Source organism: Streptomyces sp. A1136 (assembly GCF_004795055.1).
In the GTDB taxonomy this organism is placed as follows: domain Bacteria; phylum Actinomycetota; class Actinomycetes; order Streptomycetales; family Streptomycetaceae; genus Streptomyces.
In genome coordinates, this window is record NZ_SSBJ01000007.1 from 201,423 (window position 1) to 219,188 (window position 17,766).

The 17,766-nt window shown below is 74.6% G+C and carries 15 protein-coding genes; 6 read left to right on the forward strand and 9 right to left on the reverse strand.

The annotated features are described in order from the left end of the window. Positions 1–74: 74 nt before the first annotated feature. Complete coding sequence (locus tag E6R62_RS09500) at positions 75–851, forward strand: MBL fold metallo-hydrolase (protein WP_168714008.1); 777 nt, start codon at positions 75–77, stop codon at positions 849–851. Continuing rightward, on the forward strand, positions 848–1,456 hold the full coding sequence (locus tag E6R62_RS09505; protein ID WP_136212883.1) for a DedA family protein: 609 nt from the start codon (positions 848–850) through the stop codon (positions 1,454–1,456). The genes E6R62_RS09500 and E6R62_RS09505 overlap by 4 nt, the downstream gene beginning before the upstream one ends. A gap of 45 nt (positions 1,457–1,501) precedes the next feature. Here the strand turns inward: E6R62_RS09505 and E6R62_RS09510 are convergent, their stop codons facing one another. Together E6R62_RS09510 and E6R62_RS09515 are read right to left on the reverse strand one after the other, a co-directional pair. Further along, complete coding sequence (locus E6R62_RS09510; RefSeq protein ID WP_136212962.1) at positions 1,502–2,488, reverse strand: MBL fold metallo-hydrolase; 987 nt, start codon at positions 2,486–2,488, stop codon at positions 1,502–1,504. Positions 2,489–2,669: 181 nt separating this feature from the next. Then, a complete protein-coding gene (locus tag E6R62_RS09515) occupies positions 2,670–3,908 on the reverse strand; it encodes an aminotransferase class I/II-fold pyridoxal phosphate-dependent enzyme (protein ID WP_136212884.1) in 1,239 nt (412 codons plus the stop codon). Positions 3,909–4,257: 349 nt separating this feature from the next. On the opposite strand from E6R62_RS09515, the gene E6R62_RS09520 reads away from it, so the two are divergent. Next, entirely contained in the window at positions 4,258–5,070 is an 813-nt protein-coding gene (locus tag E6R62_RS09520; RefSeq protein WP_136212885.1) for a methyltransferase domain-containing protein, read from the forward strand. A 52-nt stretch (positions 5,071–5,122) separates the two neighbouring features. Here E6R62_RS09520 and E6R62_RS09525 read toward each other — a convergent pair whose 3' ends face one another. The 6 genes from E6R62_RS09525 to E6R62_RS09550 all read right to left on the reverse strand — a co-directional run bounded on the left by E6R62_RS09525 (position 5,123) and on the right by E6R62_RS09550 (position 12,599). Next, positions 5,123–7,093, reverse strand: a complete 1,971-nt coding sequence (locus E6R62_RS09525) for a DUF5107 domain-containing protein (protein WP_136212886.1) — start codon at positions 7,091–7,093, stop codon at positions 5,123–5,125. 81 nt (positions 7,094–7,174) lie between these two features. Then, positions 7,175–7,717: a GNAT family N-acetyltransferase gene (locus E6R62_RS09530; RefSeq protein ID WP_136212887.1), complete on the reverse strand. Its 543-nt coding sequence runs from the start codon at positions 7,715–7,717 to the stop codon at positions 7,175–7,177. Between the two features lie 54 nt (positions 7,718–7,771). Then, positions 7,772–9,781: a prolyl oligopeptidase family serine peptidase gene (locus tag E6R62_RS09535; protein WP_136212888.1), complete on the reverse strand. Its 2,010-nt coding sequence runs from the start codon at positions 9,779–9,781 to the stop codon at positions 7,772–7,774. 13 nt (positions 9,782–9,794) lie between these two features. Beyond that, entirely contained in the window at positions 9,795–11,141 is a 1,347-nt protein-coding gene (locus tag E6R62_RS09540; protein ID WP_136212889.1) for a M20/M25/M40 family metallo-hydrolase, read from the reverse strand. 10 nt (positions 11,142–11,151) lie between these two features. Then, positions 11,152–11,985, reverse strand: a complete 834-nt coding sequence (locus tag E6R62_RS09545; protein WP_136212890.1) for a M55 family metallopeptidase — start codon at positions 11,983–11,985, stop codon at positions 11,152–11,154. A 170-nt stretch (positions 11,986–12,155) separates the two neighbouring features. Next, positions 12,156–12,599, reverse strand: a complete 444-nt coding sequence (locus E6R62_RS09550; protein WP_136212891.1) for an SRPBCC family protein — start codon at positions 12,597–12,599, stop codon at positions 12,156–12,158. A gap of 204 nt (positions 12,600–12,803) precedes the next feature. On the opposite strand from E6R62_RS09550, the gene E6R62_RS09555 reads away from it, so the two are divergent. Then, positions 12,804–14,399 carry an alpha/beta hydrolase gene (locus E6R62_RS09555; RefSeq protein ID WP_136212892.1) on the forward strand — a complete coding sequence of 532 codons (1,596 nt, stop codon included), beginning with the start codon at positions 12,804–12,806 and terminating at the stop codon, positions 14,397–14,399. Positions 14,400–14,422: 23 nt separating this feature from the next. Further along, complete coding sequence (locus E6R62_RS09560) at positions 14,423–14,842, forward strand: RidA family protein (RefSeq protein ID WP_136212893.1); 420 nt, start codon at positions 14,423–14,425, stop codon at positions 14,840–14,842. A gap of 13 nt (positions 14,843–14,855) precedes the next feature. On the opposite strand, the gene E6R62_RS09565 is transcribed toward E6R62_RS09560, so the two are convergent. Continuing rightward, on the reverse strand, positions 14,856–15,428 hold the full coding sequence (locus E6R62_RS09565) for a HEAT repeat domain-containing protein (RefSeq protein ID WP_136212894.1): 573 nt from the start codon (positions 15,426–15,428) through the stop codon (positions 14,856–14,858). Between the two features lie 336 nt (positions 15,429–15,764). Between E6R62_RS09565 and E6R62_RS09570 the strand changes: the two genes are divergently transcribed. Then, positions 15,765–17,567 (forward strand): 3-hydroxyacyl-CoA dehydrogenase family protein, encoded by a 1,803-nt coding sequence (locus E6R62_RS09570; protein WP_136212895.1) that lies wholly within the window; start codon positions 15,765–15,767, stop codon positions 17,565–17,567. The last annotated feature ends 199 nt before the right edge of the window (positions 17,568–17,766 follow it).

Consider the following 17,766-nt stretch of genomic DNA (forward strand, 5'->3'; position numbering starts at 1 on the left):
CGGGGAGGAGGGGGCGATCGGTCACGGTTGTGCGCGCTTCGGCCTACCCTCGGGGGACGAGGAGGGAGAGCCGCGTGGCAGTGGAGATCACCTGGTGGGGGCACGCCACCTGCACGGTGGAGGACTCCGGGGTGCGGGTGCTGACGGACCCGTTGTTCGCCCGACGACTCGCGCACCTGCGCCGACGGCGCGGGGCGGTGCCGCCCGCGGAGGCCGCCGAGGCGGACGTGGCGCTGGTGTCGCACCTGCACGCCGACCACCTGCACCTGCCGTCGCTGGCCCGTCTCGCCCCCGGCACCGCTGTGTTGGTGCCGCGCGGGGCGGTGGGTGCCGTGCCGGGGTTGGCGCGGGTCGCGGCCGCGGGTGGGCTCGCGCTGACCGAGGTCGCGCCGGGCGAGGAACTCACCGTCGGCGGGGGGTTGCGCGTGCGGGCGGTCAGCGCGCGGCACGACGGGCGCCGGCTGCCGTTCGGCCCGCACCGGGCTCCCGCGCTCGGTTACGTGGTGCACGGCTCGGCGCGGACGTACTTCGCGGGGGACACCGGCCTGTTCGACACGATGGCCGAGGAGGTCGGGCCGGTGGACGTGGCGCTGCTGCCGGTGGGCGGCTGGGGGCCGTACCTGGGTCCGGGGCACCTGGACGCGGGCCGTGCGGCGCGGGCGCTCGCGGAGCTGGCTCCGGCGGCCGCGGTACCGGTGCACTACGGGACCTACTGGCCGATCGGGATGGACGCGGTCCGGCCGCACGAGTTCCACTCCCCCGGCGAGGAGTTCGCGCGTCTCGCGGCCCGGCTGGCGCCCAAGGTGACGGTACGGGCCCTCGCGCACGGCGAGCGGGTACGGCTCCCGTGACGCTGTGGCTGGAGGCCACGCAGGGCGCCCGACAGGCGGTGGGCTACCCGGCCTTGTTCGTGCTGGTGGCACTGGGCGCGCTGGTTCCGGTGATCCCGACGGGGGCCCTGGTGAGTTCGGCCGCGGTCGTGGCCTTCCACCAGCCGACCCCGGCTATCGACCTGTTGCTCGTGTTCGGGGTGTCCGCGCTCGCGGCGTTCCTCGGTGACATGGCGCTGTACTGGCTCGGTCTCAGCGGAGTGCGCTCGCGGGGCGGCTCGCGGTGGCTGGGGCGACTGCGGGACCGGGCCGCGCCCGACCGGCTGGAGCGGGCGCGGCACGGGCTCGACGAGCACGGGGTGCTGGTCCTGGTCGTCTCGCGGCTGGTTCCGGCGGGGCGGATACCGGTGATGCTGGCGTGCCTGCTGGCGGGATTGCCGATGCGGCGGTTCGCGCGGGGCGACGGGCCGGCGTGCCTGGCGTGGGCGGGGACGTACGGGCTGATCGGCATCCTGGGCGGGTCGCTGTTCGCGCGACCCTGGGAGGGGGTGGCCGTGGCGGTGGGGGTGACCCTGTTGATCAGCGCGGCCCCGGCACTGTGGCGGCGGCTGCGCCCCTTGCGCTGAGCGGGCCGGGGTCACGGCAGCGGGGGTCCGCGAGGGCGACCGGGGTCACAAGGTGCGCGAGGCCCCGATGGGCAGGTCCCACAGGGATTCGCGCGGCAGCCCGGCCCGCGACCAGGCGGCGCGCACCCGGTGCAGGGGTTCCATCACGGGCTCCGCCGACAGGACGAAGGTGGCCCAGTGCATCGGGGCCATCCGGCGGGCCCCGAGGTCGACGCAGGCGCGGACCGCCTCCTCGGGGTCGGCGTGGACGTCGCGCAGCCACCATCGGGGGGCGTAGGCGCCGATCGGCAGGAGGGCCAGGTCGATGTCGGGGTGCCGGCGGCCGATCTCCGCGAACCAGTGGCCGTAGCCGGTGTCGCCCGCGAAGTAGACCTTCTTGCCCGTGGCCGTGTCCGTCAGCACCCAGCCGCCCCACAGCGTCCGGCAGGTGTCCAGCAGGGACCGCTTCGACCAGTGGTGGGCCGGTACGAAGTCGAAGCGCACCCCGTCCAGTTCGGCCGCCTCCCACCAGTCGAGTTCGGTGACCCGGCTGAAGCCCCGGCGACGGAACCAGCGGGCCAGGCCGGCCGGGGCGAACACGGCGGTGTGCCGGGGCAGCCGTTTGAGGGTGGGCGCGTCGAGGTGGTCGTAGTGGTTGTGGCTGATCACCACCGCGTCCACGGGCGGCAGTTGCGCCCAGGGCACGCCGACGGGGGTCATCCGGGCCGGGGTCCCGAGGATGCGCCGGGACCAGACGGGGTCGGTCAGTACGGTCAGCCCGCCGGTCCGCAGCACCCAACTGGCGTGTCCCGCCCAGGTGACGCACACCGTCCCCGGCACGGCAGGGGGCAGCGGGGCCGGCCGGTACGGGAGGTCCGGGATGCCGCCGAGTCCCTCGGTGTCGGGCCGCAGGGCGCCTTCGCGGGCGAGCCGCGCGAAGGCCCGTACGCCGGGCAGCGGGGTGGTCAGCCGGTCGGCGAACGAACCGGGCCAGGAGCGGAGTTCCCCGAGCGGCCGGGGCGCGGTCAGGGCGGGGACGGGGTCGGGGGCCATGTCGGGGAAGCCGCCCGGGATGGTGTCCGGGGCCGGATGGCGGTGGACGGGCACGGGCCGCGCCGCGCCCTCGCGCACGGCCCGGCCCGTCCGGTCGGGTCCGACGGCGTCCCTCTGGTCCGTCACGAGAAGTCTCCGTTCGCCTGCGCTGTGGTCGGGTCGGCGGGGCTCGGCGCCCGGTTCAGTCGGCCAGCTCTGCCAGCAACGACCGGAGCCGGTCCAGCGAGGCCTTTACGTGCGGCAGCTCCAGGGGCTCGCGGGTGGTGAGGGAGGCGAGCCGCTCCCGGGGACCCGCTCCCAGCAGCGGTCCCGTCGACAGGCGTACGCGCAGCGCGTCGGGCGAGTCGGCGAACCGCTGGGCGCCGGGGGTCGGCGCCCCGAGCCGGGCGCCGAGCCAGTCCTCCAGTTCCATCGCGTCGCCCACCCCGTGCCGGGCCAGCCCGGTGCGCAGCGAGGTGAGGTCCGCGTACAAGTGGCGTCCGGCCTGCGGGGGTCGGGCGAAGGCGCCCGCGGCGAGCAGCTCGCGGTGTGCCGCGGCGGCCACCGCGCCGTGCAGGGCGGCGGCCGTGTACGCGCGTTCGCAGACGGCGTCGGGTTCGTCGAGCGCGTACGCGGCGGCACCGGCGACCGGGCCCGCGACGAGGGCCCCCGTGGCGGTGAGGACGTCGAGGGTGCGGGCCCACAGGCGGGCGCCGCGGGCGGTGCCGGGAAAGCGGACCACCGCCGCCGGCCAGCCCGCCGGCAGCAGGGAGCCGGACAGGTCCACCAGCACGGCGGCCTGGTCGGGGAGCATCTCGGCCGGACTCAGCACCAGCGTCTCCTGCGGGCGGTGCACGGTGTCGCGCCAGCTCTCGTCGCTCACCACGAACAGTCCGGCGGTTTCGGCGGCCTCGCACGCCTCGCGCAGCATCTCGGGCGGTGGCACGGTGGCGGTCGGGTCGTCGGCGACGGACAACAACAGGACGCGCGGATCGCCGCCTTCGGCCCGCACCCGGCGGACGGTTTCCAGCAGGGCGTAGGGGTCCGGTACGCCGCCGCACTCGGCGGGGGTCGGGACGTGGTAGGCCCGCCGTCCCAGGAGCCGGACCTGGGGTGTCCACCAGGCGGGACAGGGCCGGGGCAGCATCACGTCGCCCCCGTACGCGCCGAGCAGCGCGAGCAGCAGGCCTGGAGCGCCGGGGCCGGCGGCGACGTTCTCCGGCCGGGTGGGCAGCCCGCGCCGGGCCCAGTACCCACAGGCGGCCGTGCGTACCGCCTCCCCGCCGCCGGGCGGCTCGGGGGCGGCGCGTCCCGCGGCCCGGGCGAGGACGGCGGTGAGTTCGGGCAGGACCGGGAGGCCGGGTTGGGGGGCGGGCGGTCCGTTGCGGACGTAGCCGCGCTCCTCCGCCGTGGTGCGCCCCGGCCCCGCCTTCCCCGACATCGCGCCGCCGCCTTCCCTCGTTCCGTCCCCGGGTCGCCCTCTCCGCCGGGTCATGCCCTTTATACGGTTATTTACCCGCTATCGCCGCCCGCGCCCGTCGTGGTCGCCCGCCGAACGGCCGCGGTGCCTCGGCGTGCTGGGGCAGCAGGGTGCCGGGCACGGGGCCGCACCGCCCTCCGGCGCGGTCCGTCCCTTGGGCCCACTCTCCCCGCCCGCGACCGACATCGCCACCCGCCGGTCCTCTTCCCGTGCCCGACAGGAGTCGTGTCCATATTTCAATACGCCCATCTCAAATATCGAGCCAAGCCTTTATCGTGATCACACGCTTCGACGAAGAGGAGTCACCGCCATGAAGGAGACCGCCGTCTACACGCACGGCCACCACGAGTCGGTCCTGCGTTCCCACCGCTGGCGCACCGCCGAGAACTCGGCCGCCTACCTGATCGGCGAACTACGACCCGGCATGTCGGTGCTGGACGTGGGCTGCGGACCCGGCACCATCACCGCGGACCTGGCGGAACTGGTGGCCCCCGGCGGCCGGGTCACGGCGGTCGACGCGGCGGCCGACGTCCTGGAACAGGCCCGGGCCTACGTGGCGCGGCGCGCGCCCGGCGCACCCGTCGAGTTCGCCACCGCGGACGTGCACGCGCTGGACTTCCCGGACGACTCCTTCGACGTGGTCCACGCCCACCAGGTGCTCCAGCACGTCGGGGACCCGGTGCGGGCGCTGCGCGAGATGCGCCGGGTGTGCCGGCCGGGCGGGATCGTGGCGGCGCGCGACGCCGACTACGCGGCGATGACCTGGTTCCCGCCTACGCCCGGGCTGGAGGACTGGCAGAGCCTGTACCGGCGGGTGGCCCGGGCCAACGGCGGCGAGCCGGACGCGGGGCGACGGCTGCTGTCGTGGGCCCGCGCGGCCGGGTTCACCGAGGTGGCGTCCTCCGCGACGGCCTGGTGCTTCGCCACGCCGGAGGAGGTCGCCTGGTGGTCCTCCCTGTGGGCGGACCGCACGACGGCCTCGGCGTACGCGTCGATCGCGACCTCCGGCCACCACGCCACGCCGGAGGCGCTGACCGCGATCGCCGAGGCCTGGCGCGCCTGGGGCGCCGCCCCGGACGCCTGGTTCTCGGTCTTGAACGGGGAGATCCTGGCCCGGGCGTGAAGCGGGCCGGGACGCCGTGAGGGTGCGGGCGTCGGGGGTCAGGGCGTGAGGGTCAGGGCGTCTTGGGGCGCATGCGGAAGTCGTAGGCCGGTGGGAGGGGCCGGTCCGTGAGGGTGGACCAGATGTGCTCCAGGGTCTCCTCGCCCTCGCGGAGGTCCGGCACCTCGAAACCGTCCTCGAAGACCCTGCGGGCCGCGCCCAGGTGGCCCTCCGCCGACAGCAGTCGCGCCGCGAGGAGCCGGAAGCGGCCGTGTTCGCGCAGGGTGGGCCGCAGCCGGTCCCAGACCGAGCGCGCCGCCGCGAGCCGGCCGGCCGCCAGGAGGGCCGTCAGCGCCTCGCGCCCCAGGGCGGATTCCGCCGCGAGCCACGGCGGGCCGCCCCGGCTCTCCTGCGCCAGGTCCTCGAAGGCCTCCGTGTACCGGTCGGCGGCCCGCTCGGCGTCGCCGACCAGCGCGTCGGCCACCGCCAGACACCTGAGCAGCGGCCACCGCGAGGGCGCGAGCGCCAGGCCACGCTCCCAGCTGCGCACCGCTTGGGCCACGTCGCCTGCGTGCCACTGTGCGACGCCCAGGTGGTACTCGGTCAGCGGGTCGGCGGGGGCCGTCTCCAGCATGTCCCGCCAGTGCGGGGCCACCAGGGTCTCCCCCGGCGGGGCCACCCGGCGCGGCGCGGGGAAGACGCCGGTTCGCCACAGTTCCAGCCAGGGCTCCTGGGCCTCACCCAGCGTCGACTCGGGGAAGGGGGTGCCGGGCAGCTTGAAGCCTCCGCAGAGCACCTCCAGCGCGCCCCAGCCGGAGCCCGTCGCCAGCCGCTCCCCGGGCTGCTCGTCGGCCGCTCCGCGCCACGCCGCGTACGCCGCCTCCAGCCGCTCGGCGGGCAGCGCCGCGTCCAGCGCCGCCGAGGCCGCGCCCCGCGCCGCCGCCCAGTCGGGGCCGTGCACGGCGGCGGGCTCGGCGGAGAGCGGCCCGTACGCCTCCAGCCAGGCGAACTCCGCCCCCGCCTCCAGTCGTACGTGCTCCAGCTGGGTCCGGGCCAGTCCGGCCTGGATCTCCGCGTAGCCCCCCGTGCCCGGCTCGGTCAGCCATTCCTGCCACCGCCGGCCGCCGGCGCCCGAGCCCCACGTGAACAGCTTGCGCCCGCGCAGCGGTCCGGTGGAGGTCTGCACCAGTCCGCGACCCTCGGCGTCGAGGGAGGCGATCCACGGCCGGGTGTCTTCCGGGACCTCGTAGAAGAAGTCGGCGGGGTGCTCGCACCGCGGTGGGTACGTGCGGTCCGTGCCCTCCCACTCCGGGACGGGGACGCGCCGCAGCGAGCGTTCGTAACCGAAGTGCCAGGCCTCGTCCGCCGGGGCCAGCACCCGGGTCCCGGGGTCCTCGGGGACGGCGATGTTGGACCACCAGTAGACGGGCGCGGGCCGCTCGTGCGGGTTGCGCACGCGCACGCCCGCGTAGAGGAACTCCGAGTCCCCCGGCAGCCACAGGTCCACCTGGAACGGCAGGTCGCGCAGCCGCTCCCACTCCCAGAGCCGGACCATCTCGCCGCCGTCCGGCGCGGGGACGAGCGCGGCGTGCAGTGGGGCGCAGGACAAGGTGGTGTGCCCGGTGGCGCCGATGTTCCATTCCACACCGCCCGAGAACCAGGCGCCGTTGAGGGCGAAGTTCGCGGGCTGGAACACCGGGTTGCGGTAGAGGAGTTCCCGGCCGGTCGGCAGGTGGAGGAGCGAGTGGATCCGGCCGCCGAGCCCGGGCAGGACCGTGACGCGCAGGTGGGCGTTCTCGATGACGATCGCTTCGAAGTCGCGTTTGTTACGGGTGCGTTCGTACCCGTCGCGCAGGCGTACGGGCAGCAGGGAACGCAGCGGTTCGTAGCCGATCTGGCGGCCCATGTCGCGCGGCAGCCCCTGCCGCGCCCGCTCGTCCAGTACGTGCACCTCGGCGGGCGCGCGCAGGGCGGGCAGCGGGTTCTCGGGGCCGAGCGGAGCGGCGGGGAGGTTCAGCAGAGCACGTCGGACGGTGGTGGCCATGAGGGAATGGAACACGCCGCACCGACCGGTGCACAGGGGTTCCGCGGATCACCACCGGTCAGGATTACGCAAAGCGGTGGCCTACGCCGCGGTGAGCGCCCAACGCTCGTGGTCCCGCCAGGCGCCGTCGACGTACAGGAAGTCGGGGGAGAGACCCTCCAGCCGGAAGCCGTGCCGGCGGACGAGCGCGATGGAGGCGGCGTTGTCGGGCTGGATGTTGGCCTCCAGCCGGTGCAGGCCCAGGCCGCCCGCGGAGGTCGGGGCGAACGCCTGGTCCAGGACCAGGCCGAACGCCTCACCGAGCAGTCCGCGCCCCGCGGCGTGGGCGAAGGCCCCGTAGCCGAGGGCGCCGCTCTGGAACGCGCCGCGCACGATGTTGTTGATGTTGACGAACCCGGCCAGTGCGCCGGTGGCGCGTTCGCAGACCAGGTACCCGGCGCGCTCGTCCCCGTCGAGTCGGGCCGCGTAGGGCTCGTAGGCCTCCAGGGTGTCGGGCGGGAACAGCCAGGGCCGGTGCAGGTCCCGGCTCTCGCGCGCCCGGGCGGTGAACTCCGGCCCGTCGGCGGCGCGGTAGCCGCGGATGCCGACCCGGGGCCCTTCGCGGAGGTAGTGGAGTTCGGCCATGCCCTCAGCATATGCACGGGACCGGGCGCCGGCACGCCGCCGTCCGGGGCCGAGTCAGGGTTCGAGCGCCGGCCGCGGCACGTCAGTCCGATCGAGACCGAACACCTGTACGTAGAGGCCGAGTTCGGCTTCCAAGGCCCGGACCATGGTCTGCGCGCGTCGAAATCCGTGACCCTCGCCCGCGAAGGTGATGTACGCGTGCGGCACCGAGCGCCCGCGCAGCGCGGCCAGGAAGCGCTCCGCCTGCGCGGGCGGGCAGACGGGGTCGTCGAGGCCCTGCAGCAGGACGAACGGGGCGGTGATCCGGTCGGCGCGGGCCACCGGGGAGCGTTCGCGGCAGCGCACCGCCAGGGTCCGCGGCGGGCCGGCCAGACCGTCGACGTAGTGGGACTCCAGGTCGTGGGTCTCCTCAGCGAAGCCCCTCAGGTCGAGCACGGGGTAGATGATCGCCGCGCAGGCGTAGAGGTCGGTCGCGGCGAGGGAGGCGGCCGCCGTCCAGCCGCCCGCGCTGGCCCCGCGGATCGCGAGCCGGTCCGGGTCGGCGGTGCCCTCGGCGGCCAGGGCCCGGGCGACGGCCGCGCAGTCCTCCACGTCCACCACGCCCCACTGCTCGCGCAGCCGCTCGCGGTAGGGCCGGCCGTACCCGGAGGAGCCGCCGTAGTTCACCTCGACCACGCCGATGCCCCGGGAGGTGAAGTAGGCGATGTGCAGGTCCAGTACCGGCGGTACGTGGTCGGTCGGCCCGCCGTGCGCCCACACCACGTACGGGGGCAGTTCGTCGGCGGGCGCCGCCCGGTCGGGGTGGTGGGGCGGGTAGACGTGGGCGTGGATCTCCCGGCCGCCCGGGCCGAGGAAGGTCCGGCTCTGGGGTTCGGGGTAGTAGGCGGGGTCCACGGGGGCGGCGGCACGGGCGCCGACGACCCGGGCGTGGCCGGACGCCGTGTCCAGTTCGACCACCTCGTAGCCGCTGCGCGGGCTGGCGGCGACCCCGTACACCCGCGTTCCGTGGACGGCGAGGGTGGGCTGCCATGCCGTCCACGGGCCGGCCGCGTCGACCAGGTCGCCGGTGTCGGGGTCGAGCACGCCGAGCACCGAGGAGCCCTGGCCGTGCAGGACGGCGAGGAGCCGGTCCGGCAGCGGGGCGATCCAGGCGAGGCCGGGCTTCCACAGCGGGCCGCCGAACTCCTCCTCGCGCGGGCACAGGTTGACGGCCTCGCCGGTGTCCGGGTCGACGCGGTACGGGTTCCACCAGCCGCCGCGGTCGCTGACCGCCAACAGGGCCCCGTCCGCGGCCCACTCCACCTGGGCCACGGCCTCCTCGGGTCCGCCGAGCACGCTACGGGGCTCGGCGAGGACGTCGGACCCGGCGCCGCCGGACCCGACGACCTCGGCGAGCAGCAGTTCGGTGCCGTCCCACGGCATCCGGGGGTGGTCCCACACCAGCCGCGCCGCGAACCGGCCGTCCGGGGAGATCCGCGGGCCGGTCGTGAACCGGTGCCGGTCGTCGGTCAGCTCCCGCACCGCGGACCGGTCGTCGGCGGCCGAGCCGTCCAGCGGTACGGCCGCCACCACGCGGCGTACGTCGGTGGGCCCGGGCCCCGTGAACTCCTCCAGCACGCACCACACCTCGCCGCCGCGCAACACCGGGTCGGCCCAGCGCAGCCCGCCACCGACGCGGAGTGGGGACAGGGGGGTGAGCGGCCGGGGCGGCGGGGCGCCGGGCGCGTCCGGTTCGTACGCGTACAGCCGCTGGTCGCCGTGGTGGACGAACACCACGAGCGGCCCGCCGGTGGCGCGTGCGGTACCGGTCCAAGGGCGGCCCCCGTACTCGGTGTGCCGGCTGCGGACGTTCCACGGCGCGTCCAGCACCGACCGCTCTGGGCCCCCGTCGGCGGGCCTGCGGACCAGGGTGCGACGCCCGCCCTCGGCGGGCCGGGGCTCGGTCCACCACACCTCGGCGCCGACGGTGCCCACGTACTCGGGCCGCCCGTCGAGGGACGCGGCCAGCGCGGCGTCGATGGGCGAGGGCCAGCTCCCGTAGGGCCCGGCGGAGGGTGTCGTCATCGCGCTGCCCCCGTCACAGGGTGCGCAGCGCGCGGTCGAGTACCCGGACCCCGAAGTGCAGCGCGTCCACGGGGACCCGCTCGTCCACGCCGTGGAAGAGGGACCAGTAGTCGTAGCCGGGCGGCAGCTTGAGCGGGGAGAAGCCGTAGCCGGTGATGCCGAGCCGGGAGAACTGCTTGGCGTCGGTCCCGCCGGCCATGCAGAAGGGAACCGCGCGCCCCTCGGGGTCGAAGTGCTCGACGCTCTCGCGCAGGATGCCGTAGGTCCGTCCGGTGACGGGGGCTTCGAGTGCCACCTCCCGGTGGTGGAACTCCCAGCGCACGTCGGGGCCGGTGAGTTCGTCGAGGGTGGCGATGAACTCCGCCTCCCCGCCCGGCAGCACCCGTCCGTCGACGTACGCGGTGGCGTGTCCCGGGATGACGTTCAGCTTGTAACCGGCCTCGAACATGGTGGGGTTGGCGCTGTTGCGGAGCGTGGCCTCGACCAGTCCGGCGGCCGGACCGAGCTTGTCGAGGAGGGCGTCGAGGTCGGTGTCGCGGGCGCGCGGGTTCACGGACAGGCCCTGGAGGGAGGCGAGTTCGGTGAGGCAGGCGGTGACGGTGTCGGTGAGCCGCACGGGCCATTCGTGGGCGCCGATCCGGGCGACGGCCGCGGCGAGGCGGGTGACGGCGTTGGCCCGGTTGGGTTTGGAGCCGTGGCCGGCGGTGCCGTGCGCCGTCAGCTTCAGCCAGGCGGTGCCGCGTTCCCCGGCGGCGATCGGGTAGAGGGGCCGGCCCCGGCCGGCGTGCAGGGTGAAGGCGCCGGATTCGCCGATCCCCTCCGTGCAGCCGTCGAACAGGTGCGGGTGGTGGTCGGCGAGGAAACCCGAGCCGTCGATCGCACTGTCCTCCTCGTCTGCCGTGAAGGCGAGCACGATGTCCCGGCGGGGCTTGACACCGGCCCGCGCCCAGGCGCGAACGACGGCCAGCACCATCGCGTCTGTGTTCTTCATGTCGACCGCCCCGCGGCCCCAGACCACGCCGTCGCGGATCTCGCCGGAGAAGGGGTGGACGCTCCAGTCGGCGGCCTCGGCCGGGACCACGTCGAGATGGCCGTGGACGAGGAGGGCCTCGGCGGACGGGTCGCCGCCCTCGACGCGGGCGACCACGTTGGTCCGGCCCGGGGTCCGCTCCGACAGGACCGGCTCCAGCCCTGCGGCGGCGAGCCGTTCGGCGACGTATTCGGCGGCGGGTCGTTCCCGGCAGTCGCCGCCGCCGCGGTTGGTGGTGTCGATGCGGATGAGGTCGGAGGTGAATCGGACCGCTTCGTCGAGCGCCGTCCGGTCCACGGTCTCGTCCGCGGGGCCGTCGGTCGAATGCATGGGCCGCATGTCAGCCATACTGCTCCTCCACGGCCGCCGAGACGACCGTTGTGACCGCCTTGAAGGTACGGATGCCCTCGAACATGGTCTCGCTGGTGTACGCGATCTTGCGCTCGCCCGAACGGGCGACACCGGGGATCACCGTGGCGGCCGCCGGCAGGTGCTCCGCGTCGAACTCCACCTCGATGGTGAAGGGCCCGCGCGCGTGGGGCTCGTGGCGGACGGCCAGGCGGGTCGCCCGCCGGGCGGCGGCGCGGATGTCGGCGGCGGTGCGGGCGGGGGTGCGGCAGACCGCCGCGTAGCGCGAGACGTGGTCCTTGACGGCGACGCTCTCCGCGCCGGGCGCGTAACCGGCGGCGTCGGCGCAGGTCAGGTCGTCTCCGGTGACGAGGACGACGGGGACGCCGTACTCCGCGACGACATGGGCGTTCAGCCGGCCCTCGCTCGCGCGGACCCCGTTGAGCCAGACGCCCGTGATGGTGTTGGCGAGGTAGGTGTGGGCGAGGACTCCCTCGGCGCCGGCGCCGGTGTGGTAGCCGACGAACGCGATGCCGTCGACGTCGCCGTGCTGGACGCCCTCGACCATCGAGAGGGACTTGTGCCGGCCGGTGAGCATCTCGGTGCGCTCGTCGAGCCGCTCCAGCAGCAGGTTGCGCATGGTCCAGTGCGCCTCGTTGACGAGGACCTCGTCGGCGCCGCCGTCGAAGAAGCCGAGGACGGCCGCGTTCACGTCGGAGGTGAACAAGGACCGGCAGCGTTCCCATTGCGGGGTTCCGGGCAACACGTCGGCGGGCCAGGTGACGCCGGTGGCGCCTTCCATGTCGGCGGAGACGAGGATCTTCATCGGGCCCCCGGTGGGTCGGGTCGCGGACGATCCACCCTAGCGGCCTGGGGCGCCCCGGGCCCGGGGCCACGCCCGGGCCCGGGGGGTGGTCGCCGGGCGCGCCCACCGGGGCCGGGAAGTCCACCCGAACCGGTGAGCCGCCCGACGGCCCGCACCGGCAACTGCCTTGCTCAGCCCTCTACTTCGGCTGCCAGGTTGGCGAGCACGGTGTCGTAGATGCGACCGAGGCCCTTGGGTGCGAAGGTGCGCTCGAAGAAGCCGCCGATGCCTCCGGCGCCGTTCCACACGGTGGAGACGACGACCTTGGACTTGCCCTCGCCGGCAGGGGTCACGGTCCAGGTGGTGACCATGGAGGAGTTGCGGTCCTTCTCCACGAGCTGCCCGTCGGTCGGCTCGCCGACCTCCAGCAGGCAGTCCCGTACCCGCTTGCTGGTGGCCTGGAGCTTCCAGTGGACGAGGGTGCCCTCGCCGTCGCCGCCCTCGCGCACCTCGTACTCGCTGAAGTGCTCGGGCAGCAGCTTGCCCCGGGTCCCGGTGTAGTCCGCCAGCGCGTCGAACACGGTCTCCGCGTCGGCCGCGATGATCCGCTCCGTGGTGGCCTCGACCTGCGCCATAGCTGTTCCTCCAGCAGTTGTGTCCGCTCGTCCGCGGCAAGCCAACCACCTCGGGGGCGGGCGCCCAAATCGGCCCCGACCGCCTCCGTGCGCCCCGTACGGCCCCTGAACGCTCATCACATCGGGCCAATGGACGGCGCAATCCGGGCTTCGGGGCGTGATTTCCGGGACGATTCCGCCCAGAACCCTCGGCTGGGAGGCCCCATGCTCGACCCCTTGAAGACGCGCGGCTCCGTGAAGGTCAAGAACCGCGCCGCCGTCCTGCTCTCGATCGCGACCGTCGTCGCCGTCGCCACGCCGGTCACCGCCGCCCCGGTGGCCCCGGCGGGCTCGACCGGCCCGGCGGCGGCGACGCTGCGCTGGACCGGCTGCGCGACCACCCGCTACCCCTCGCTGCAGTGCGCCTCCCTCAAGGTCCCGCTCGACCACGACAACCCCCGGGGGCGGCAGATCGCCCTGGCCCTGACCCGCGTCCCGCACACCGCGGCGAAGTCGCAGGGTCCGCTGCTGGTCAACCCGGGCGGGCCGGGCGGCAGCGGCCGGGCGCTGGCCGGATTCATCGCCTCCGCGCTGCCGAAGGACGTGGCCGCCGCGTACGACGTGATCGGGTTCGACCCCCGGGGCGTCGGCAAGAGCGAGCCGACCCTGGACTGCGCGGCCGGTTACTTCGCCCCGGTACGGCCTGATTCCGTCCCCACCGACGGGCGCTCCGAGCAGGCCAACCTCGACCGCGTCAGGTCCTTCGCCGAGTCCTGCCAGACCAAGCACGCGGACGTGCTCCCGTACATCGACACCGTCTCGGCGGCCCGCGACATGGAGTCGCTGCGCACGGCCCTGGGGGCGGCGAAGCTCAGCTACTTCGGCTACTCGTACGGGACCTACCTCGGCGCGGTGTACGCCAAGCTGCACCCGGACCGGGTGCACCGCCTGGTCCTCGACTCCGTCGTCGACCCGGGCGGGGTCTGGTACGAGGACAACCTTGCCCAGGACCGGGCCTTCGACGCCCGCCACAAGGCGTTCCTGGCGTGGGTGGCCCGGTACGACGAGAAGTACCGGCTGGGCGGCGATCCGGCGGAGGTCGAACGGCGCTGGTACGAGATGCGCGAGGCGCTGCGGGAGGCGCCGGCGGGCGGCAAGGTCGGCGCGTCCGAGCTGGAGGACACCTTCATGCCGGGCGGCTACTACGACGGCTACTGGCCCAACCTGGCCGAGGCGTTCTCCGCGTACTCCGTGGGCAAGGACGAGAAGCCGCTGGTGGCGGCCTACCAACGGTTCGGTGCGGTCGAGCCCGGGGCGGGCAACGGGTACAGCGTGTACACGGCCGTGCAGTGCCGGGACTCGGCCTGGCCGAAGGACTGGGACACCTGGCGGGCCGACATGTGGCGCACGCACGCCGAGGCGCCCTTCATGACCTGGAACAACGCCTGGTACAACGCGCCGTGCGCGTTCTGGAAGACGGAGCCCCTGGCCGCCCCGGACGTGACGAACACCGACCTCTCGTCCGCGCTGCTCTTCCAGGCGACGGAGGACGCGGCGACGCCGTTCGGCGGCGCGCTGAGCATGCGGGACAAGCTCAAGGGCGCGGCCCTGGTGGTCGAGGAGGGCGGCGGCAACCACGGGATCGCGCTGAGCGGCAACAAGTGCCTGGACGACAAGCTGGCGTCCTACCTGCGGACGGGCAAGGCGGCGGACGCCACCTGCCCGGCCGGTCCGGCCCCGACGCCCGCCTCGGCCACCCGCGCGCTCCCGCACTCGGCGGGCGGCGCGGCCCTGCACGGGCTGCTGGGCTTCCGCGGCTGAGCGTCACCGGGCAGGATCGTGCCGTGACCACATCGAGCGACAGCCACCTCACCCGGATCGCCGCTCCCGAGGGCGTCGCCCCGAGCCCCCAGTACAGCCACGTCGTCCGGGGGACGGGGACGTTCGTCGCCGTCTCCGGGCAGTGCGCGTTCGACGAGAAGGGCGAGGTGGTGGGGGTGGGCGACGCCGCCGCCCAGGCCCGGCAGGTGTTCGAGAACCTGCGCCGGTGTCTGGAGGCGGCCGGGGCCGGCTTCGAGGACGTGGTGAAGCTGACCTACTTCGTCACCGACCTGGCCCACCTGCCGGCCCTGCGCGAAGCCCGCGCCGCCGTGATCCCGGCGGACCGGCTCCCCGCCTCCTCGGCGTTCCAGGTCGCCGCCCTCGTCCACCCGGAACTCCTGCTGGAGGTCGAGGCCTTCGCGATCGTCCCGGCGGACCGCTGACCCCGTCCCGGGGTCAGCCGGCCGACCCGTCCGGGGCGGGCAGCAGCCGCAGGGACGCCGTCGCCGCCTGCGCGAGGCGGGGATGGGATTGGGCGCGGGTCAGGACCCCGCGCGCGCGGGGGTCGCGGAGGGCGCCCAGGCCCTCCACGCACGCGAGGGCGACGCGCCAGTACGGGTCGTGCGGCGCGAGGCGTAGCGAGAGGGTGCGGATCAGCGCGGGCGCCGACTCCGGGGCCCGCAGGGCGGTGAGCAGCCGGACCGGGTGCAGGGCGTAGGCGGTGCGAAGTTCGTTCGTCGCCAGGGCGGCCGCCGCGCGGGCCGTGCGGGGGTCGTCGAGGACGGCCAGCGCCTGGGCGGCGGCCTCGCACCGGGGCGGGTCCCGGTGGTTGAGCAGCAGCACCAACGCCTCGAAGGCCCGCCGGTCCCCCGCCATCCCCAGTCGGTACGCGGCCAGTTCACGCGCCCACAGCGGCAGCCCGGGCGAAGTCAGCGCGGCCGCGAGCCCGTCGGGGCCGGCCGCGAGCAACGCCTCGTACTCCGCCGACTCCCCCGCTTCGCCCCGCAGGCGCTCCAGTACGTCGTTCACCCTGCCACCCTAGGTCCGCAGCGGTGTACGTCACATCCGTTACCCGTTCCCGTGCTCTGGCCAACGGGTTACCGAGGAGTTACGCTCCCCTCAATACGTACGGGACCGGCCTGGTGACGCAGCCGTCCCGTACGAGTCGGTCCGGTACCCCAGGTACCGAGTGCCCCGTACCGCGGTTCGGGTACGGCGCCTTACGAGTTTCACGCGCGGCGTGGCCCCGGGACAGGGTCCGCCGTTCTCCCGCCCCTCGGGCATCTCTGTGCGGAATCCCCGGCCGCGTGCTGTGCGCCGCGCGCCGCGCCCTCAGTCGTCACCCTCTTCCACTGGAGTCCCGCGATGGACCGTCCGTCCACGTCCAGTCAATCCACCCTCCAGACCATCGCCGTCGTCGGTCTCGGCACCATGGGCACCGGCATCGCCGAGGTCCTCGCCCGGGCCGGCCGGGAGGTCATCGGCATCGACGTCAGCGAAGGCGCCGCCCGCCGGGCCACCGCCGCGCTCGCCGCCTCGACGGCCCGTTCCGTCGCCCGGGAGCGGCTCACCGAGCCCGAGCGCGACAGCGTGCTCGCCCGGTTCCGCACCTTCACCGAGCTGAGCGCCGCCGCCGAGGCGGACCTGGTCATCGAGGTCGTCCCCGAGGACTACGCGATCAAGCAGCGGCTCTTCCGCGAACTCGACGCGGTCGTCCGCCCGGACACCATCTTGGCCACCGGCACCAACGCCCTGTCGGTGACCCGGATGGCCGCCGAGTCCCAGCGCCCCGAGCGGGTCCTGGGCCTGCACTTCTTCAACCCGGCGCCGGCGATGAAGCTGGTCGAGGTGGTCTCCTGCGTGCTGACGGCCCCGCCGGCCGTCCAGGCGGTCACCGAGCTGGCCCGCGAGCTCGGCAAGGAGCCCGTCGCGGTCGGCGACCGTCCCGGATTCGTCGCGGACGGCCTGCTCTTCGGCTACCTGAACCAGGCCGCGGCCATGTACGAGTCGAAGTACGCCTCCCGCGAGGACATCGACGCGGCGATGCGGCTCGGCTGCGGCCTGCCGATGGGCCCGCTCGCACTTCTCGACCTGATCGGCGTGGACACCGCCCGTACCGTCCTGGAGGCCATGTACGCCTCCTCCGGCGACCGGCTGCACGCCCCGGCCCCGATCCTCGGGCACCTCGCCGAGGCGGGCCTGACGGGACAGAAGGCGGGCCGTGGTTTCTACACGTACGAGGCGCCGGGCAGCCCGGTGATCGTGCGGGACCTGCAGACCCCGCTGGACGGGTCGCTGCTCGGCGGGGGCCGTGCGGTCGCGTCGGTCGGCGTGGCCGGCTCCGGCACCATGGCGAGCGGTATCGCGCAGGTCTTCGCGCAGGCCGGTTACCCGGTGGTGCTGGCCGCCCGCAGCCAGGAGAAGGCGGAGGCCGCGAAGGCCGCGATCGGCAAGTCCTTGGGCCGTGCGGTGTCCAAGGGCCGACTGACCGAGGACGGCGCGGCGAAGACCCTGGCGCTGATCACCCCGGCGGGCTCGCTGGACGCCTTCGCCGAGGTGGACCTGGCCGTGGAGGCGGTCGCCGAGGACCTCGCGGTCAAGCAGGAGCTGTTCGCGGGCCTGGACAAGGTCTGCAAGCCGGGCGCGGTGCTGGCCACGACCACCTCCTCGCTCCCGGTGATCGCCGTGGCACGCGCGACCTCGCGTCCGCAGGACGTGATCGGCATGCACTTCTTCAACCCGGCGCCGGCGATGAAGCTGGTCGAGGTGGTCCGTACCGTCCTGACCTCGGACGACGTGCACGCCACGGTCCGCGAGGTCTGCGGGAAGGTCCGCAAGCACGCGGTCGACTGCGGGGACCGGGCCGGTTTCATCGTGAACGCGCTGCTGTTCCCGTACCTGAACAACGCGATCAAGATGGTCGAGCAGCACTACGCCGGCATCGACGACATCGACGCCGCGATGAAGCTGGGCGGCGGCTACCCGATGGGGCCGTTCGAGCTCCTCGACGTGGTCGGCCTGGACGTGTCCCTGGCCATCGAGAAGGTCCTCCACCAGGAGTTCCGTGACCCGGGCCTGGCGCCCTCGGCACTGCTGGAGCACCTGGTCGCGGCGGGCTGCCTGGGCCGGAAGACCGGCCGCGGATTCCGTGAGTACGCCCGCCGGTGATCCGCCGCCCGGGCGTCGCGGCGACGCCCGGGCCCGCGAGCCGGATGCGTGGGGAGGGCTCCTCGGGTCCGCCGGACCCTCACGGCGGACGAACCCTCCCGACGAGCACTGTGTGCCCAGTGCCGGCCCTCCCCCGCATCCACCCACGTCCCACCACCCTCAGGCGCGCTCCCCCGCGCGAATGAAGTACTTTCGCTCT

Bases quoted from the DNA above. Each gene is read 5' to 3' on its own strand.
- E6R62_RS09510 (WP_136212962.1), bottom strand. From the start codon at position 2,488: ATGGCCCCCGACCCCGTCCCCGCCCTGACCGCGCCCCGGCCGCTCGGG.
- E6R62_RS09515 (WP_136212884.1), bottom strand. From the start codon at position 3,908: ATGTCGGGGAAGGCGGGGCCGGGGCGCACCACGGCGGAGGAGCGCGGC.
- E6R62_RS09520 (WP_136212885.1), top strand. From the start codon at position 4,258: ATGAAGGAGACCGCCGTCTACACGCACGGCCACCACGAGTCGGTCCTG.
- E6R62_RS09525 (WP_136212886.1), bottom strand. From the start codon at position 7,093: ATGGCCACCACCGTCCGACGTGCTCTGCTGAACCTCCCCGCCGCTCCG.
- E6R62_RS09530 (WP_136212887.1), bottom strand. From the start codon at position 7,717: ATGGCCGAACTCCACTACCTCCGCGAAGGGCCCCGGGTCGGCATCCGC.
- E6R62_RS09535 (WP_136212888.1), bottom strand. From the start codon at position 9,781: ATGACGACACCCTCCGCCGGGCCCTACGGGAGCTGGCCCTCGCCCATC.
- E6R62_RS09540 (WP_136212889.1), bottom strand. From the start codon at position 11,141: ATGCATTCGACCGACGGCCCCGCGGACGAGACCGTGGACCGGACGGCG.
- E6R62_RS09545 (WP_136212890.1), bottom strand. From the start codon at position 11,985: ATGAAGATCCTCGTCTCCGCCGACATGGAAGGCGCCACCGGCGTCACC.
- E6R62_RS09550 (WP_136212891.1), bottom strand. From the start codon at position 12,599: ATGGCGCAGGTCGAGGCCACCACGGAGCGGATCATCGCGGCCGACGCG.
- E6R62_RS09555 (WP_136212892.1), top strand. From the start codon at position 12,804: ATGCTCGACCCCTTGAAGACGCGCGGCTCCGTGAAGGTCAAGAACCGC.
- E6R62_RS09570 (WP_136212895.1), top strand. From the start codon at position 15,765: ATGGACCGTCCGTCCACGTCCAGTCAATCCACCCTCCAGACCATCGCC.